At 47.5% G+C, this 17,232-nt stretch carries 15 protein-coding genes and 2 pseudogenes; 11 read left to right on the top strand and 6 right to left on the bottom strand.

What is annotated here, in order from left to right; all coding sequences use genetic code 11:
• The first annotated feature begins 102 nt into the window (after positions 1-102).
• The 4 genes from ABD980_RS00300 to ABD980_RS00285 are packed head-to-tail and all read left to right on the top strand — an operon-like array spanning position 103 to position 4,919.
• Positions 103-2,073, top strand: a complete 1,971-nt coding sequence (locus ABD980_RS00300) for a TonB-dependent receptor plug domain-containing protein (protein WP_345368775.1) — start codon at positions 103-105, stop codon at positions 2,071-2,073.
• A 10-nt stretch (positions 2,074-2,083) separates the two neighbouring features.
• Positions 2,084-3,145: an ABC transporter substrate-binding protein gene (locus ABD980_RS00295; RefSeq protein ID WP_345368773.1), complete on the top strand. Its 1,062-nt coding sequence runs from the start codon at positions 2,084-2,086 to the stop codon at positions 3,143-3,145.
• Between the two features lie 9 nt (positions 3,146-3,154).
• Positions 3,155-4,153 carry a FecCD family ABC transporter permease gene (locus ABD980_RS00290; protein ID WP_300646508.1) on the top strand — a complete coding sequence of 333 codons (999 nt, stop codon included), beginning with the start codon at positions 3,155-3,157 and terminating at the stop codon, positions 4,151-4,153.
• Entirely contained in the window at positions 4,146-4,919 is a 774-nt protein-coding gene (locus ABD980_RS00285; protein WP_345368769.1) for an ABC transporter ATP-binding protein, read from the top strand. The genes ABD980_RS00290 and ABD980_RS00285 overlap by 8 nt, the downstream gene beginning before the upstream one ends.
• Here the strand turns inward: ABD980_RS00285 and ABD980_RS00280 are convergent.
• From ABD980_RS00280 to ABD980_RS00270, 3 genes are all read right to left on the bottom strand, one after another.
• Positions 4,916-6,025, bottom strand: a complete 1,110-nt coding sequence (locus ABD980_RS00280; protein ID WP_345368767.1) for a porin — start codon at positions 6,023-6,025, stop codon at positions 4,916-4,918. The two genes, ABD980_RS00285 and ABD980_RS00280, sit on opposite strands and share 4 nt — an antisense overlap.
• A gap of 128 nt (positions 6,026-6,153) precedes the next feature.
• Positions 6,154-6,597, bottom strand: coding sequence for a hypothetical protein (locus ABD980_RS00275; RefSeq protein ID WP_260650106.1), 444 nt, complete (start codon positions 6,595-6,597; stop codon positions 6,154-6,156).
• A gap of 87 nt (positions 6,598-6,684) precedes the next feature.
• A complete protein-coding gene (locus ABD980_RS00270) occupies positions 6,685-6,996 on the bottom strand; it encodes a hypothetical protein (RefSeq protein ID WP_300646783.1) in 312 nt (103 codons plus the stop codon).
• Between the two features lie 486 nt (positions 6,997-7,482).
• Between ABD980_RS00270 and ABD980_RS00265 the strand changes: the two genes are divergently transcribed.
• From ABD980_RS00265 to ABD980_RS00255, 3 genes are all read left to right on the top strand, one after another.
• The gene (locus ABD980_RS00265; RefSeq protein WP_300646782.1) at positions 7,483-8,082 is read left to right on the top strand and encodes a TetR/AcrR family transcriptional regulator; all 600 of its coding nucleotides are present in this window, start codon (positions 7,483-7,485) and stop codon (positions 8,080-8,082) included.
• Positions 8,083-8,159: 77 nt separating this feature from the next.
• On the top strand, positions 8,160-9,350 hold the full coding sequence (locus ABD980_RS00260; protein WP_260650109.1) for an NAD(P)/FAD-dependent oxidoreductase: 1,191 nt from the start codon (positions 8,160-8,162) through the stop codon (positions 9,348-9,350).
• A 10-nt stretch (positions 9,351-9,360) separates the two neighbouring features.
• A complete protein-coding gene (locus ABD980_RS00255; RefSeq protein WP_300646781.1) occupies positions 9,361-9,801 on the top strand; it encodes a DUF1641 domain-containing protein in 441 nt (146 codons plus the stop codon).
• A 59-nt stretch (positions 9,802-9,860) separates the two neighbouring features.
• Here ABD980_RS00255 and ABD980_RS00250 read toward each other — a convergent pair.
• Positions 9,861-10,118: pseudogene (locus ABD980_RS00250) on the bottom strand (methylated-DNA--[protein]-cysteine S-methyltransferase); the annotation flags it as partial.
• A 48-nt stretch (positions 10,119-10,166) separates the two neighbouring features.
• A pseudogene (locus tag ABD980_RS11175) lies at positions 10,167-10,364 on the bottom strand (hypothetical protein); the annotation flags it as partial.
• A 97-nt stretch (positions 10,365-10,461) separates the two neighbouring features.
• Between ABD980_RS11175 and ABD980_RS00245 the strand changes: the two are divergent.
• The 3 genes from ABD980_RS00245 to ABD980_RS00235 all read left to right on the top strand — a co-directional run bounded on the left by ABD980_RS00245 (position 10,462) and on the right by ABD980_RS00235 (position 13,210).
• Positions 10,462-10,971 (top strand): hypothetical protein, encoded by a 510-nt coding sequence (locus tag ABD980_RS00245; protein WP_300646780.1) that lies wholly within the window; start codon positions 10,462-10,464, stop codon positions 10,969-10,971.
• A gap of 95 nt (positions 10,972-11,066) precedes the next feature.
• Positions 11,067-12,719: an ABC1 kinase family protein gene (locus tag ABD980_RS00240; protein ID WP_345368761.1), complete on the top strand. Its 1,653-nt coding sequence runs from the start codon at positions 11,067-11,069 to the stop codon at positions 12,717-12,719.
• Positions 12,720-12,781: 62 nt separating this feature from the next.
• A complete protein-coding gene (locus tag ABD980_RS00235; RefSeq protein ID WP_300646777.1) occupies positions 12,782-13,210 on the top strand; it encodes a YidB family protein in 429 nt (142 codons plus the stop codon).
• A 45-nt stretch (positions 13,211-13,255) separates the two neighbouring features.
• On the opposite strand, the gene ABD980_RS00230 is transcribed toward ABD980_RS00235, so the two are convergent.
• A complete protein-coding gene (locus ABD980_RS00230; RefSeq protein ID WP_300646776.1) occupies positions 13,256-14,536 on the bottom strand; it encodes a bifunctional O-acetylhomoserine aminocarboxypropyltransferase/cysteine synthase in 1,281 nt (426 codons plus the stop codon).
• Positions 14,537-14,733: 197 nt separating this feature from the next.
• Here ABD980_RS00230 and ABD980_RS00225 point away from each other — a divergent pair, with 197 nt between their 5' ends.
• Entirely contained in the window at positions 14,734-17,232 is a 2,499-nt protein-coding gene (locus tag ABD980_RS00225) for an AsmA family protein (protein WP_345368756.1), read from the top strand.

Below are 17,232 nucleotides of genomic sequence, written 5' to 3'. Positions count from 1 at the left end.
GGGCCGCAGTGTGCTTGCTGCATGCTGCGGCTTCATTTTATATATATACCTACATATAGATAGTAAATTTATGGCAAAAAACGATCTTCCTGTTTGGTTCCCGTGTCTGCTGTACCGGGGGTTTTTGTAGTGAATACCGTAACAGCGGCTTTATTGATGGCCGGTGTAGCCCATGCTAGTTCCGTGTTTGAGTTAGGAGGGGTTGTGGTACGCGGGGATATTAGCACCACAGAGCTAATCGGTGAGACCGCCATTAGCCAAGAGCAAATGCGTGAGTTCAATTTGTATGATGTGGGAGCTGCGCTGAACACACAGCCTGGTGTGAGCATCAGCAAGGGAGGGGCGCGCAATGAGACGACGCTATCCGTGCGAGGTTTTGATTCGCGTCAGGTGCCTATCTTTTTAGATGGTATTCCTCAGTATGTGCCTTATGATGGTAATGTGGATTTAGATCGTTTTACGACGTTTGATTTATCAGAAATTCGAGTAGCCAAAGGTGCCGCTTCCTTACTTTATGGTCCTAATACATTGGGGGGAGCGGTAAACTTAGTCACACGTAAGCCTACGGAAGTGTTCGAGGGGGATGTACGATTTGGTTATGCTACCGGTAATGAGCGTCTAGCGGCGATTAACTTTGGCTCAAATCAAGGGTTGTGGTATTTCCAAGGGGGGTTATCTTGGTTAGAGGCCGATAAATTTCCCTTAGGCCGCGGTTTTACGGATGGTAAAAAAACACCAACGGATACAGGCAGTTATCGTGAAAATGCGTTTCGTCGTGATAAACGTGCGTCGTTCAAAGTGGGTTTAACCCCCAATGCGACGGATGAGTATGCATTAGGGTATAGCCTCCAAAAAGGGCAAAAAGATCAACCCATCTATGCGGGGCAGCATGGCGACAAGCCGCGTTATTGGCGCTGGCCGTACTGGGATAAAGAAAGCGTGTATTTTATTAGTAATACCGCGCTTGGCGCTGATCACGATCTGAAGTTCCGTGTGTATCATGACGAATACAAAAACGGTCTTGATATGTACACCGATAGTAGCTACAGCAAACACGATCCTACCAGTGCGTATAAAGACAATACGTATGGGGGGGCGGTGGAGCTAGTGAGTCGTGCTATCCGCAATCATGAGCTGCATTTAGCGGTGCACTATAAGCACGATAAACATAAGGACGGGGATATTAGCTATAAAGATCGTACTTTCTCTGTTGCGGCAGAGGATCTGATCACGCTAACTGATACATGGCGCATGCGTGTGGGCTTAAGTCATGAACGCCGTAAAAGCCTTGATGCGGGAGTTTGGGAAAAAGGCAGCGGCAATGCCACCAATGGTTTGATTGAGGTCATGCATGATATCACCGATAGCACGGAGCTATACGCGAGTGCAGCCTATAAAACCCGTTTCCCCACCATTAAAGATCGTTATTCTGCGCGGATGGGTCGAGCATTACCAAGTCCTGATCTGAAAAGTGAAAATGCCCGTCACTTTGAAATTGGCGCGCGCAGCGAACCGTGGGCTGGAGCAAAAGTGGATGCTACTCTGTTCTATAGTCAGGTGCGCGATATGATTGATACGGTCACCTTCGAATCTAACCTATGTCCTACCCATAAAGTAACGGGCTTCTGTGATCAGGCGCAAAACGTAGGTAAGGTGCGCCGTCATGGTGTGGAGCTGGGCCTAGAACAGCGATTTAGCCCTACTTTAGCAGCAGGGGTTAACTACACTTATTTACATAATAAGAATCAAAGTGATCCTGAGCGTCGTATCCGTGACATTCCTAAGCATAAGGCTTTTGCCTATGTGAACTGGAGTCCGGCAGAGCAGTGGAATGTGATTGCTTCGATGGATGCCGAAAGTGGGCGTTACTACTCATACACGAAAAACAAGCAAGACCATTACACACAAACGGCTGGTTTTGTTACATTTGGTCTAAAGGGTGTATGGACACCACGTCATGACTTGTCTTTTGAAGCGGGTGTGCGTAATCTAGGTGACAAAAATTATGAGTACAAAGAAGGCTATCCTATGCCAGGCCGTGTTTGGTTTGGTGGGGTAACTTATCGTTTTTAAAGGGTTAATCATGAATCGCCGTGCTTTATTAAAAGCATTAGGCAGCACGATGTTATTAACAGGGGGCGTGTTGCCCCCTGTGGTATTTTCACAAACTGTGCCTAATGTCACTTCACCTCTTTTCCACGTATTTGGCACCCTGCCAGAGCCAGTGGAAATCAAACGTGTTTTTGCGGCAGGAGCCCCTGCTGGAGTGATGTTAAATAGCTTAACGCCGAAGCAATTATTGGGCTGGCCTTTTGCGTTACCAGAAAATGCTTTGCCTTGGCTCAGTGAGCATAGTCGACAACTACCGGTGGTCGGGCGTCTTGCGGGTCGAGGCAGCACGATTTCGACAGAGCAACTTTTGGCGTTAAAGCCAGATGTTATTGTCGATGTGGGCGATGTGAATGCGCATTATCTTTCCTTGGCGCAGCAGTTTTCCGAGCAAACCGGTATTCCTTATATTTTGGTCGAGGGTCGAATCGAGGACACACCAGAGCAGTTGCGGGTGTTAGGTACGGTACTTGGCCATCAGCGCCATGGGCAACAGCTCGCAAACGCCGCGCAAGAGATTTTAGATGATATCGCAGCGAAAAAATCGGCGTATAAAGGCGATATGCCGTCAATGTATTTGGCGCGCTCTGCAGATGGTTTAGAAACAGGGGCAGGGCAGTCGACTCATAGCGAAGTTATACGTTTGGTGGGCGCAGAAAATGTAGCGGGCACAATGGAAGGAGAGCAGTTAGTTCGGGTGTCCATGGAGCAGGTTTTAGTGTGGAATCCCGATGTGATCCTGACACAAGATGTCGCGTTTTATCGCGATGTTTATCAAAATCCCTTGTGGCAGGATATTCCAGCGGTAAAAAATAAAAAAGTGGTGTTTGTGCCGACGGTTCCTTTTGGTTGGTTGGATGTTCCCCCAAGCATTAACCGTTTATTTGGAGCGCTTTGGTTATCGGGGTGGCTCTATGGTGTAGAGCAAAAGCGAATGGTTGAACAGTTACGTCATCTCTTTATTTTGTATTTTGCCTTTGATCCTGGGATAGAGGCATTGCAGGCGCTAATCACCAGCCCGGTAGACTTTGCGTAGGGGAAGCGGTTGTTTGAAGCACGATGGCTTTGGCTCAATAGTGTTTTAGGCTTGGTGTTTGTGTTGGCCTTGTTAGCGAGCCTAACCTTAGGCAAATACCCGCTCCAACTCCATCAGGTACTACAAAGCCTTTATACCTTAGGACAAACCAATACCCCCGCTGATCTCGTCGTGTGGAATTTACGTATGCCACGTTTGGTCGCGGGGATCGTAGTGGGGGCGGCCTTAGCCGGAGCTGGAGCCACGTATCAAGCCATGTTCCGCAACCCATTGGTCTCGCCGGATATTCTGGGGGTATCTGCTGGGGCTGGTTTGGGGGCTGTGTGTGCTATTTATCTGGCCTTACCCTTAGCAGGGGTTCAGCTTTTTGCTTTTGCCGGGGGCATGGTGGCAGTGGGGTTGGTGTCGGCTATTGCCCTAGGTAGTCGTCGCTACGATCCCGTATTGGTGCTTGTGCTAGCCGGTGTGGCCGTTGGCACACTACTTGGCGCGGGGATTTCACTGATTAAAATTTTAGCGGATCCCTATACCCAGCTGCCCACGATTACATTTTGGTTATTAGGCGGGCTAAATGCGGTAAGCTGGCGTGAGCTTGGCTGGGCGCTGCCATTTATGACGGTGGGTCTGTTGCCTTTATTTTTATTGCGCTGGCGTATTAATTTGCTTAGCTTAAGTGATACCGAAGCACAGTCGTTAGGGGTTAATACAGGGCGTTTGCGGTTCTGCTTAATCGTTTGTGCAACCTTGATGACGGCGGCCTCAGTCTCATTTACTGGCATGATCGGTTGGGTTGGTTTGGTTATACCTCATATGGCACGGCTTTTGGTTGGCCCGGAGTTTTCGCGCTTGCTTCCGACTTCTTTGCTGATGGGGGCCAGCTTTTTGGTGATTACTGATAATGTGGCGCGCAATGGAGCACAAATGGAGCTGCCTTTAGGCGTGTTGACGGCATTAATTGGGGCGCCCTTTTTTTTATATTTGCTTTTAAAAGGGCCGCGTCGTGGCTAGTACGGTCATTATGCAAGCTCAGCAGTTGGCTATTGGCTATGGTACAAAAACCATCGGCTCATCCATTGATTTTAGCTTGCGAGCCGGTCAAACGCTGTGTGTGCTCGGCCCAAATGGGAGTGGAAAATCCACCCTATTTAAAACCTTATTGGGATTACAACCTGCTTTGGCCGGACAGATTCATATACTCGGTCGCCCTTTAGCGCACTGGTCTAAGCGAGAGTTGGCGCAACACATTGCCTATGTTCCCCAACAAACACAAAGCATTTTTGCCTTTGCTGTATTGGATATCGTAATGATGGGGCGCAGTGCTTATATTGGCCTGTTTGCGAGTCCTTCAGCCAAGGATCGTGATTTGGCTTTGCAGTGTTTAGCGCGTCTTGGTATTGAGCACTTAGCATCGCGCTTGTTCTTGCAGCTAAGCGGGGGCGAGCAGCAGTTAGTGCTGCTGGCGCGGGCATTGGTGCAAGAGCCTCAAGCACTGATTTTGGATGAGCCTACGGCCAGCTTAGACTTTGGTAATCAAATCCGAGTCTTAGAACAAATACAAGTCTTACGCGAGCAAGGGTTAGCGATATTTTTATGTACGCATCAGCCTGAGCATGCTTATCGGGTTGCGGATCAGGTCTTGTTATTGAAAAAAGGCCAGGTGATGGCAGCCGGAGATACTGCCAACACCCTGACCTTAACCACACTTGCTCAACTGTATGATCTTCCCATCGCTGCAGTGAGCCAGCATGCTCAAAACGTCATTCCTAAATCTTAGAAATGATGTGTGAGCCCAATCGCAGCACGACGACTGCTGCTATTTGAGGCATCAAAAACCTGCTCCAAGTGGTAGTTTTTACCGTAAGCACCAAAAGCATAGAGTTGGGTGCGGGCTGATAAATCATAGACATAGCCTAAGGAATACACTTGGACTTTGCGGGCTTTTTTCTGGGTTTCCTCCCAGTGCCAGTTAGGTTTAGCAAGACTCCATTGTGCAATAAGCTCCCCTTGGCCCAATGACAGGGCGGCACCGACAAAAACGCTATCTACTTTACCACCTTGCAAAAACTCAGGTGCGCCATAGCCTTCTAATGCGTCAACCTCCCAGTATTCTGCGGCTTGCTCGCCCCCATTTAAGCCAACAAAGCCATTTTTTTGCCTTGCCCAAGCCGCAGCAAGTGTAAAAGCATCAAAGTCGTATTTAGCACTGACTTGTAAGGCTTTGGCGTGTTTTGGGGTGTAGGGGTGACGAGACTGTAAGTGCTGATCATAGCTGATGGCCGCGTACAAATTCTCGCCCTCAAAGCGTAGAGCACCATTAAAACGCTCAGGTTGATCCGTCAGTGAGGATTTGTCCCAGTCGGCGGCTTGGTAGCCCAAACCGGCTTGCCAGCCTGCCCAGGAGGGTGTGTAGTACTGGATGCTTTGATTTTGTTGGTAGTTATCGCTATTACGCATCAGTGCGCCTAAGCCAAAGTCTTTCCAGCCCGCGAGTTCAACTTCTTCGTTAAATTGTTGTGAGGCGGGGTTTTGGCGTCCTAAGTACAGTGTCCCCCAACCCTCATGTTGTAAGCCAAGGCGAGCACTTTGATCAAATAGTGCATCTTCTTCGAGCTGACCACTAAGTAGGTCAATGCTGCTTTCTAATTGGAACAGGGCGTGGGCGCCATTACCTAAATCTTCACTGCCTTGCAGTCCCCAAATCGAATCGGTTTGCCCTCCGTTAATTAAGCCACGGTGACGAGCCTCACCGCTTTGTTTGGTGTAGCTAATGCCCGTATCGAGCGTGCCATAGAGCTGTAAAGCGCTCTCTGCAGCAACAGGTAGGGTGAGAGAAGACAGAATAACGGTAGTAAAAAGAGGAAAAAAAGGGTGTTTCAACATGATTTTGCTCATAAGGACTCACTACGCCTTAGAGCAAAGTGATTTGCCCTAGGTGGCGCAGGAGTCAGGAATTGATAAAAAAGTGGGAGTTAACCTTCCCGTCGGTTCATCGTCCATATGGGGGCTCCTTAGTATTGATCGTAACGGTCAGCCAACATGCCCCATAAAGGCTGGTGGGGTTGTGGCGTTTGATAGCGAGGTCGGGTAATAGCACGTAGTCGCTGGCGTACAGGGGTGTCGTTAAGTTTGGGACGTGCCATTGGCTTGGCGGCGTGTTGTAGAATTTCTAAGCCAATGCTTTGTACATCCATGTCTGCTGTACGCTGGACTAATTTTTGTAAAAATGCGGTGGACTGATCGGCGTGGGCATCAAACTCGACGCTGAAGTTCAGCTCAGAGTGATCGCGCCCTTGGCGTAAAATCTGTTGCTGCCAAGCCCGTAATAACAAGCCATAGTCATAGCCAGTAGCGCGTACAATATCGCGCAAGGCGTCAAACTGTTCGCTGTGGCAGCGAATGGATAAACGGTGCCGCATTTTGGCATCTGCCATTTTTTTAGTAAAAAAACGCATGATATTCTCCTAAATTACAAATGGTGTTGCAGATAAAGGGTGCAACAGCCCCTGCCTCCTTTAAGGCATACTGAGCATGCAATATTGTTAGTGACCTTCGACGTGTACGCGACGAATACCGTCTTTTTGCCCCAGTTTGAGGGCAAGGCGGTTTAAGACTAAGGGGCGATCAGCGGTGCAGTGAATGGTTAATTCTGTACACGCATGTTGGCCTTCGTGCAGCAAGGCGCTTTGGGCACGCGTGATCGATGCCCCTATGGACCGTAAGTCCTGGTATAGGGGTTGTTTAATGCTCTGTAAGCTGTTGCTTGAGCCCACAATCGTGAGGCGATAGCGCGGGTTGTAGGCACGAGAAGAAACTCGTCCACCTAGCCGGCGCAAAAATTGGGTGAAGCGCATGTTGATCTCCGGTAAAGAAAGAATCAAAACATAATGCGCGCATCACTTAGTGCTAGGCTACACGATGCAAAAAGGAGATATAGGAGAAAAGCAAATTCCAGAACGGAAGATGATTGGTCTACATCCTGCCTAAACAGGACGCAGCAAGAGGGCTGAAATCCTGATTAAGCGATACGCGCGATGTTAGATCGACTACATTCGTCTGTATCCACGATTTAACCTCTTGAGTTGATAATAATTGCTCTATTATAGGGGTAAGTCCCCATTTTGGGAACTGTTTCCTTTTCTCTGTGAAAAAATCAAGGGGTTTTGTACTTGGTCGTTGTTTTATCGCAATGTTTTTTACTTTATTTTTATAATCGCTTTTAAAGCACGTATTGTTATGGCGTGCCAACGAGTCGGTTTTAAAATATCGGCTCTAAGGGTTATCGCTAGTTTTATACCTAAACCATTGCTCTAGAACGAATCCTCGTTCTATTATTGATTATGCTTGAATCCACCTGTAGATTGTTTCCCGATATGGGTTCGCGTCATGCCTCGGTATTGCGCGCCGCGTTACGGCTTTTTAGCCAAAAAGGTTATTTCAACACTTCTGTGCAGGAAATTGTTGCAGCGGGCGGGGTGTCGGTTGGTTTTACCTATCACCACTTTAAAGACAAAACCGGTATTGCGCATGCGCTATACCAACATCTGTTAGCACGCATGGACGATTTGCTTGACCATATCGAGCAACAACACACAGAGGCTCAAGCACGCTGTAAAGCAGTGATTCATATGTTGTTTGAGCTGACCGAAGCCGAGCCCGATGCGATGGCTTTTATTATTCATGCTCGACATCAGGAATTTCTACCCGGAGAAAAATCCATCTGTTCGGCTTCGGCTTTTGTACGTATGCGCCGCTTTGTGGCGCAGGGCGTCGAAAGCGGCGAGCTAAAACCCATGGATCCGGTTGTAGCAAGCGCATTCATGTATGGTGCGGCAATTCGTTTAGTATGTTTGCGTTTGGATGATGTGATTACGGACTCCTTACTGCATTATCTGGATGAACTTTGGCGCCATACTTGGGACACGCTGAGCGCAGCTTAGTGTAGGTGCTCTGGTAACAGAGCATTTTTTAGGCCAATCATTAGAACGAATGTTCGTTCTACTTAAGGAGTTTAGCGATGGCACACCACATTTTAATTATTGGTGGGGGCATTGGTGGCACGATGACAGCTAATCATTTGGTCACCAAAATGTACCCTGAAATTCGCACAGGAAAAGTCAAAGTTACGTTGTTATCGAACTCTCCCTGGCACTATTACAAACCGGCTTTTATGTACGTGGCCTTTGATAGTTTTTTTCGTGATGAGCTACGCCGACCCCAACGTAGTTTGCTCCGCCCTGAAATTGATTTTCAGGTAGAAGAGGTCACACATTTTGACTTTAGTAGCCAACAGGTGGAATGTAAAAGCGGTAAAAAATTTGGCTATGACCATTTGGTGATTTCGACTGGTTGTATTCCAGCCCCGGAGCGTATCGAAGGCTTAAAAGAAGCGGGCGATCACTTTTATCAGCATGGGCCCGCACGCCAGTTAGCGGACAAATTAAAAACCATTGAAAAAGGGCGGATTTTTATTACCGTAACCTTTCCTAAAACCCACAATGTGCCCCATCAGTGTGGTATCGCTCCGATTGAAACCACATTGATGCTCGATGACTTATTGCGCCGCCGTGGGGTGCGGGATCAGATTGAAATTGTTTATACCTATCCCACGGTATCGCAGTTATTACGTAATTGCTTGTTTATGCAAAAAGACACATGCGATATTTTGCCACCAATTTTTGAGCAAAAAGGCATCAAGCATCAGCGTGGGTTTACCTTAGCCAAAGTCGACCCAGACAAAAAAATAGCGTATTCCGAAGAGGGTAAAGAAGAAAACTTCGATATTTTAATGGCGACACCGCCGATTCGTGCGGTAAAAGCGGTACGAGATACGGGGATTTCTCAAGCGGCCGATGGCGAGGGGTGGTTACCCACAGACCATGAAACCTTACAAGTGATTGGTTTGGAAAATGTGTATGTTTTGGGTGATACGGTGGACTTACCCATTAGTAAAGCCGGTGGTTCATGCCATAGTCAGTCGCCAGTAGTGGTAAATAATATTGCTTCGGAAATTCGCTTTGGTCGCACTTCGGATAAATATGATGGGCGGGTGGTAGCGATCGCGCAGATGGGCTTAGAGGACGGTATGCCGTTATGGTATGACTATCACGAGGATGTGAAGCCCACGCCCCCGAATAAGTTGGGCGGCTTAATGCGCAAGGGTTTTAACCGTGGTGCTTATTGGGCGGTTGCTCGAGGCTTAATCTAAGGAGAAATCAATGACAACGGATCATGAAAAAACAACCACCCCTGAGTCGGCGAGCCAGCAGGTTGATCACTTATTACAAGATGATGCCACCTTGATGGGGTTGCAGGATTTGATTAATAAGCTGGAGCCTTTGATTGCAGGTGGGCGACTTAATCGCTTGGTGGACTTAGCATCGGTTGCTGCGGATCTCGTGGACATGTCCGATGAATATATGATTGAGAAAATCGCTAAAGCGGGCGAAGACATGATGGGAGCAGCCTGGGCAACCGGAAATGCCGCACGCATGGCGAGTGCTCAGGTTTCTGACATGAAAGATGCCCCAACACTAATGGGTTTAGTGCGCATGGCACGCGAGCCCGAAGTGCGTCGTGGTTTAGCCTTTTTGCTAGCATTTGCTGGTGTCATCGGCAAGATGAATAGCTATCAACCGCTGGATTATGATGCAGATTAAGGTTTTTTATTTGTTGTAGGTTCGCTGTAAGTCATGCCTTTTGGGCATGTTGGTCGTGCTTAGCCCCCTGAGCACGACCTTTTTTCGTGCTCAAGTAGCCAGGCTTTATGCTCTATTCCCCAGCGATAGCCTTGTAGGGCACCTGATTTAGCAATAACACGGTGGCAGGGAATAAATAGGGCGATTGGGTTTTTAGCGCAAGCGCTAGCAACCGCACGCACCGATCGTGGTGACCCAAGGTAGTGAGCAAGCTCAGAATAAGTCCAAGTCTGTCCCCAGGGAATATGGGTTAATGCGTGCCAAACCCGTTTTTGCCATGTTGTGCCTTGTGGTGAAATGGCAAGGTTTTGTAATCGATCGTTGACAAAATAATCCTCTAGCGCCTCTCGATAAGAGGTAGGGAGACGTTGCCTCTTACCCGTGTAGTGAGGGAACTGTTGTAAAAACGATTGTTCTATTGTTGAAGCACAGTCACTTAGACTCAGCCAACAGAGCTGATTGTGTGCTGTGGCCAACAAAATCCAGCCCAAAGGGCTATGGGTTAGTGAATAATAAAAAGTCATCGTGTAAAAAACTCAACAAAATCAGTGCTAACGCGTAAAATAGTGAGCCGCTGTAACGCAGCGCAGATGTTTGATTTGATTTTTGGGTGTATATATTTTGACTACCAGACGCGCAAAACGTTGGGACGGTGAGCTATCCTCCCTGTCAGTAGAGTATTTAACCGAAGTGGCCGAAAAAATGCAGGCATACGGCCAAACGGTACAGTTTGAGTTTCCTGGCCATGCGAAAACGCCAATTTATCAGGTGATCAATCACCGTGGTTTTAAAATGGGTTTTGATGGCAAGCACTTGTTGCATAGCTTAAATGAAAACGGCAATGTGAGCGATCAGCTTTCAGCCGAATTTTCATTGGAGCAAGTACAAGAAGCAATTTTAAATCCGCCAAGTGCGGCACCGCGTGCACGTAAAAGTACTGGCGTTCGCGCTAGAAAAACGGCCGTGGCGCCTGATCAAATAGAGGTGGATAAATACAACTATTTTCGTGCTAATCGAGACTGGCTACCGGATGATATTCAGTACTACGCAGAAGACATCAGTGCTTTAATGCGTGGGGGGATGACAGCAGAGCAAGCATTTGCCAGCATTTTAGACCAGCACTACGAGTAAAAAAATGGGCAGCCAGATTGGCTGCTTATTTTTTACGCCAGTTAAAGCCGAGTATAAATGCGGTATGCTTAGGAGCTCATACTAAAGGGGGCGCCATGTTAGAGACAGCCATCGTTGCCGCTAGAGACCGAGCGCGGCTTGTAGAGGTCGCTGGGATACTGATTGGGTTTGGGGTTGATGGGCTAGTTAGTCAGTTGGGCTTACGTAAACTTTTGCCACGAGACCAAACCAGCTCAGCAAATAAAGCCAATGCCGAGCTTTCGCTACCAGAGCGTTTGCGCAAAGCCATCGAGGCTTTGGGGCCTACTTATGTCAAGCTCGGGCAGATTTTAGCAACGCGACATGATTTGCTTGGCCCTGAGTGGACAACAGAACTAGAGAAACTACATAACCATGTGAGTGCTGTGCCATGGGAGCAGATTTCGCCCCAGCTGATTGAGGATCTTGGGGCGGATCCTCACGAGCTCTTTGTGGATTTTCATACAGAGCCCATTGCGGCGGCATCCATGGCGCAGGTATATCAGGCGCGCCTGCATGATGGTACAGAGGTGGTATTAAAAGTTCGGCGTCCAGACTTACGCGCCACCATCGAGGCAGACTTACGCTTATTAGCACATGGGGCTCATTTGCTTGCACAGACAAACCCAGATTGGGCGCGATTTAAGCCCGAGGAAATGGTGAGTTATGTAGCAAGCGCATTGCGAGACGAGCTGGATTTTGCACGCGAGGGACATAACTGTGAGCAAATGTCGGCGGCATTTGCCCAGCATCCAGAGATCGTTTTCCCTAAAATTTACTGGCAATGGACCAACGAACGACTACTCGTACAAGATTTTATGCGCGGAGAAAATCCTACCCATGCGCAAGCGCTACGCGCCAAAGGGCTTGATCCGGCTTTGCTTGCCAAACGAGGGGCTCTAGCTGTCTTGAAAATGATTCTAGAGGACGGTTTTTTTCATGCGGATCCGCACCCTGGCAATATGTTAGCCATGGCACATAATCGTGTTGGCTTTATTGATTTTGGGATGGTGGGACACCTTTCTGAGCGGCGTAAAACCCAGTTGCTGATTTTATTCCGAGCCCTTGCCGAGGGGCGTGGCGATGGTGTGGCTTCGATGTTGTTAGCATGGTCAGATCAATATGATGCGGATCCGGTGCAGTTGGATATGGCGGTAGAGCGCTTTTTAGCTCAGCATAGTACAGGCAAATTACGTATTAGCTTGGCTTTAATGGATTTTATGGCTTTAGCGCGTCAGCAGAAAATCACGCTGCCTGCGGATTTAAGTTTGTTGTTTAAAGCGTTTATTACGGCCGATGGGGTATTACGGCGAGTCGACCCGGATTTGGATTTGGTGCAATTGGCTACGCCAATGATCCATGAGCAGATTCGAGAGCATTACAATGTGCATGCTATTAAAGAGCGAGCCACCTATTTGGCGGCTGAGTTTTATGATCTGGCGGCCGACACACCTGGTGCGCTACGTTTACTGCTGCACCGTCTGCGTCATGGCCGTATCGGCGTAGACATGGAGCTACGTCATTTAGATAAGGTGGCTAAGTCTTTAGAACTTGCGGCAGTGCGCTTATGTGTGGCTTTGGTAACGGCGGCATTTGCTCTGGGTTTGGCACCACGTTTATTTGATTTTGGACCCATATGGCTGGGTATACCGTTATTTGCGTGGTTTGGTTTGATAGCTACGGTCATGGGGTGTGTGCTGTTATTGTATTGGCTATTTAAGCCCAAATAACGTGGTTTTTTATTGAAGAAAGACAAGTATTTGTATTAGATGATCTTGAGATAAGGAAGGTTATGAGCTTATTAAATAGTGTGTTAGCTAATGCTGCATCAGTGATGCTTAGGGACAAACAAAAAGAGCAAGCGACATTACTGCCGGCATTTTTACAGGCGGTAAATCAATATCCTGGTGGTATAAATGGGCTACTTGAGGCTTTTAAGCAGGGGGGCTTAGGTGCAGTGGTGCAATCATGGATGAGTCAGGGGGAAAACCTGCCTATTGCGCCAACGCAGCTACAGCAGGTATTAGGAAATAATATGGTGACTGACTTGGTCAGTAAAACGGGCTTAAGCCAGGACTCCGTACTAAACCATTTATCGAGTTTATTACCTGTGGTAGTTGATAAACTATTTAGTCAAAACAATAAAATTCTCAATGAGTCTGGACAAGTGGATATGAGCCAGATGATGAGTACAGTTTTAGCTTTGTTAGCTAAAAAGTAAAAAAAGCCGCAATTGCGGCTTTTTGCTAGCTGATATGTGGTTCGCTTAGGCAGATTGACTTGCTGCTAAGGCTTGTTCTAAGTCAGCCAAAATATCGTCGATATGCTCAATACCAATAGAAAGACGAACCATATCACTACTTACACCCGCAAGTTTTAGCTCCTCATCATTAAGCTGACGGTGGGTGGTGGTGGCAGGGTGACAAGCAAGAGACTTGGTATCACCGATATTTACCAAACGTAGAATAAGAGAAAGCGCATCAATGAACTTTGCGCCTGCTTCGCGCCCGCCTTTGATACCGAAGCTTAAAATAGCGGCTGGTTTACCACCGAAATATTTTTGTGCTAGGGCGTGTTCAGGGTTGCTGGATAAGCCGGCATAGTTCACCCAGCTAACATGTGGGTGATTGGCTAAATACTCGGCAACACGCTGGGCGTTTTCTGTATGACGTTCCATGCGTAAGGCTAGGGTTTCAATACCTTGTAGAATTTGGAAGGCATTAAATGGGGAAAGCGCCGAGCCAGTGTTGCGCAAAGGCACAACACGACAGCGACCAATAAAGGCAGCCGGACCAAAGGCTTCGGTATATACCACGCCGTGGTAAGAGGGGTCGGGCTCGTTCAGAATAGGGAAGCGGTCTTTGTGTTTAACCCAGTCAAATTTTCCGGAATCCACAACAGCGCCAGCGATTGTTGTGCCATGGCCTCCCATATATTTGGTTAAAGAGTGCACCACAATATCGGCACCGTATTCAAAAGGACGACATAAGGCAGGAGAGGCTACCGTGTTGTCTACAATAACGGGTACCCCATGACGGTGTGCGGCCTCACACAGTGCCTCTAGGTCAATGATATTACCGGATGGGTTACCAATGGTTTCACAAAATACAGCTCGCGTTTTATCATCGATCAAAGCCTCGAGCGCTGCTATATCATCATGGGGTGCAAATTTGACCTCAATGCCTTGGCGCGGCAAAGTATGAGCAAATAGATTATAGGTGCCACCATACAGTTTACTTACCGAAACAATGTTGTCACCAGCTTGAGCGATGGTTTGTATAGCATAAGTAATAGCCGCCATGCCGGAGGCAACTGCTAGTGCGGCCACACCACCTTCGAGTGCTGCCACGCGTTCTTCTAGTACAGCGTTGGTGGGATTCATAATGCGGGTATAAATATTGCCCGGTACTTTTAAGTCGAAGAGATCTGCACCATGCTGTGTGTTATCAAATGCATAAGAGGTAGTTTGATAGATAGGAACAGCAACAGCTTTAGTGGTAGGGTCTGGTTGGTAACCCGCATGGATGGCTAAGGTTTCAAATTTCATGATAAAAATTTATGGACTAAGTTAAGGGAAAGATAATCTAATCGTAACGGCTTATTTATATATAAAATAGAAATAAATAGTATATCGTTATATTTTTTTGACATAAGAGAGTGGGCTTGTACCGTGCGCTCTCGTAATATGATCGCCTAAGCGTTTATATGCTTATATAGTATCTGTTTTTAAGGTTAGAGGCCTAAATGAAAAAATGGTTTAAAAGAGGACTCTTTGCTTTAGTGGTCTTTGTAATTGTGGCCTTAGTGGGGGCAGCCGTTTTCTTGCTCACTTTTGACCCAAATGCTTATAAAAATAAAGTGGAGCAGTTGGTGTTTGATCGCTATCAGCGTCAGCTTAGTATTGATGGTGATATCGAGTTGTCACTCTTTCCACGCATTGGCTTAGCTGTAGAACAAGTGTCTCTAACTGATAAGCAAAGTGATGAGCCTTTTGCTGCTGTGGATCATGCGCGTTTTGCGGTTGCGGTTTGGCCACTGCTTTGGAACCGTTTGGTAGTGGATCACGTGGCTGTGAGCGGTTTAAAGATGTGGCTGCATCGCGATGCACAGGGTGAATTCAATTTTATGGATCTTTTACAGCGAGGTCCAAACGAGGTAGCGCAGCATACGTCCCGATCATTTTTTCCTACGGCTCAGGCACAATCAACATCTATGGTGCCAGACGCCTCACAGGCTGAGTTTCAAATCGATATTGCAGGCTTAGAGCTTAAAAATGGTGAAATTCATTTCACTGATGAGCCCTCGGCAACGCAACTACGAGTGGTGGATTTAGAGTTAAATACGGGGCGTATGACTTTTGGACAGCCCTTTGATGTAATTTTTAAAGGTGCACTCCAAGGAGAAAGTCCGATTACAGATGCGACACTTGAAGGGCAAGCTGTGGTGCAGCTCGAGCCCCATTTGTATCGTTATTCGGCGCAGCGTATGAATTTAGCACTTAGTGGGCATTTGGGAGCTTATGAGGCTAGTGCAGCGACATTACGTGGTGGTGTTGAATTATTAACCCACACAAAAGACATACGTGTTCGTAACCTAGAGCTGAGCACTCAGGGAAAATGGCGATCAGATACTTTAGCACTGGATAAAGTAAATATGACCATGAGTGCGGCGCAATTAAATGCTAAGCATCATCTTCCTTTTTTAACTACGCAGAAACTGCAGTGGCGCTTACAAGGGCTATTGCCAGTAGAAAGGGGGCAGTCCGAGCACAAGGTTGAATTAGCGTTAGACGTACCTAAGTTTGTTATGGAGCCAGAGCAGGTCCAAGGTGAACCGATTGGATTTTCTTTTAAGCAAACGCAGGGATCACAGATGTTTGGGGTGACTGCACGAGCTAAAGATTATAGGGGGGCGTTAGCGCAGCTGCATGTAGGGCAGGTCCACATGGATGTGGCTGGCAAAAATGCGCAGCAAGCCTACAAGCTAGGGGTCAGCTCTCCCGCACAATGGGATCAAACAGAGCAACGTTTGGTTTTCCCTAAATTAATGGTAAATACATTATTGGATAATGAGGCATTAAATCCCAACCCGGCTCAAGCTTTGTTTTCAGGTGAGGTGGATTGGTTATTTGCTCAGCAGCAAGCGCACGTGGTGGGAGAGTGGCAAAGTGCCAATACACAGGCTCAGCTCCAAGCGCAATTGCAGTATGGTGAGCAAGAACGATTACAGCTAAACGTACAAGCTCCACAGATTGATTTAAATCCGTGGCGAGCTCAAGCAAAACCAGCACCAGACGCGCCTGCCGTGAAACCCGTATTGGCGAAAATGCTGCCAGATTACTTTGACTGGCGTGCTTTAGCTACAGAGCTAACACTGCAAGCAGAGCAGTTGCATTATAAAAACTATATCCTACAAGGGCTCCAGCTGCAGGCAGAGCAGAAAAATCGTGAAATCACCATTGCTAAGTTATCTGCTCAAGCATGGAGTGGGCAGCTCGATATGAAAGCAAATTGGAGCCATCAGAAACAAAGTGGAAAGATGGAAGCACACCTTAAACAGATTGATATGATGCCCTTTTCTCAGTCTATAGGTGCGCAAATGGCATTAAGTGGTACAGGCGACATTAAATTGGCGCTCGCCACCCACGGGAAAACGCGCTTAGCACGTTTGGCTAATATGACCGGCAGTTCACAGGTCCACGTAAAAAATGGTAGCGCTTTTGGTTGGGATTTTTGGCAGTACTTACAAGAAGCGAATGAGGCCGTGCGTAACGTGTTCAGTGGTCAGGTTCAATCACCTGCTATCCAGCTAAATCCGCAGTTGAGTACACCATTTACAGTATTTAGCTATGATGTGAAGTGGCAACAAGGACAGGGGCAGATCACACAGCTTCAATGGCAAAGCCCTGGGGTGAATGCACAGGTTGAGCGAGGTTATGTGGATAGCGTCAATCAGCAAATGGATATGGATTGGCGTTTTGATGTAAAGAGAAAAACATTGCCCGATGTTTATCAGCATTTGGGAGCGTATAGTGTGCATCCCATCTATGCTCGCCTGAGTGGCAGCTGGCTCAGTCCTCAATTACGATTACAGTGGCAGGAGCTCAAGCATCCTGAAGTCCAACAAGCCATTGATCAGGGGTTGTTGAACTTATTGGATCAGCCTATTCAGTCAGAGGGGGCGGTGCCGGATACGGCTACTAAAACGCTAGGTACTACGATTAAAGACTTATTGAAAAAATAA

Source organism: Paenalcaligenes hermetiae, from assembly GCF_039543645.1.
Classification (GTDB): Bacteria; Pseudomonadota; Gammaproteobacteria; order Burkholderiales; family Burkholderiaceae_B; genus Paenalcaligenes; species Paenalcaligenes hermetiae.
This window is presented reverse-complemented; position numbering and strand designations above follow the sequence as displayed.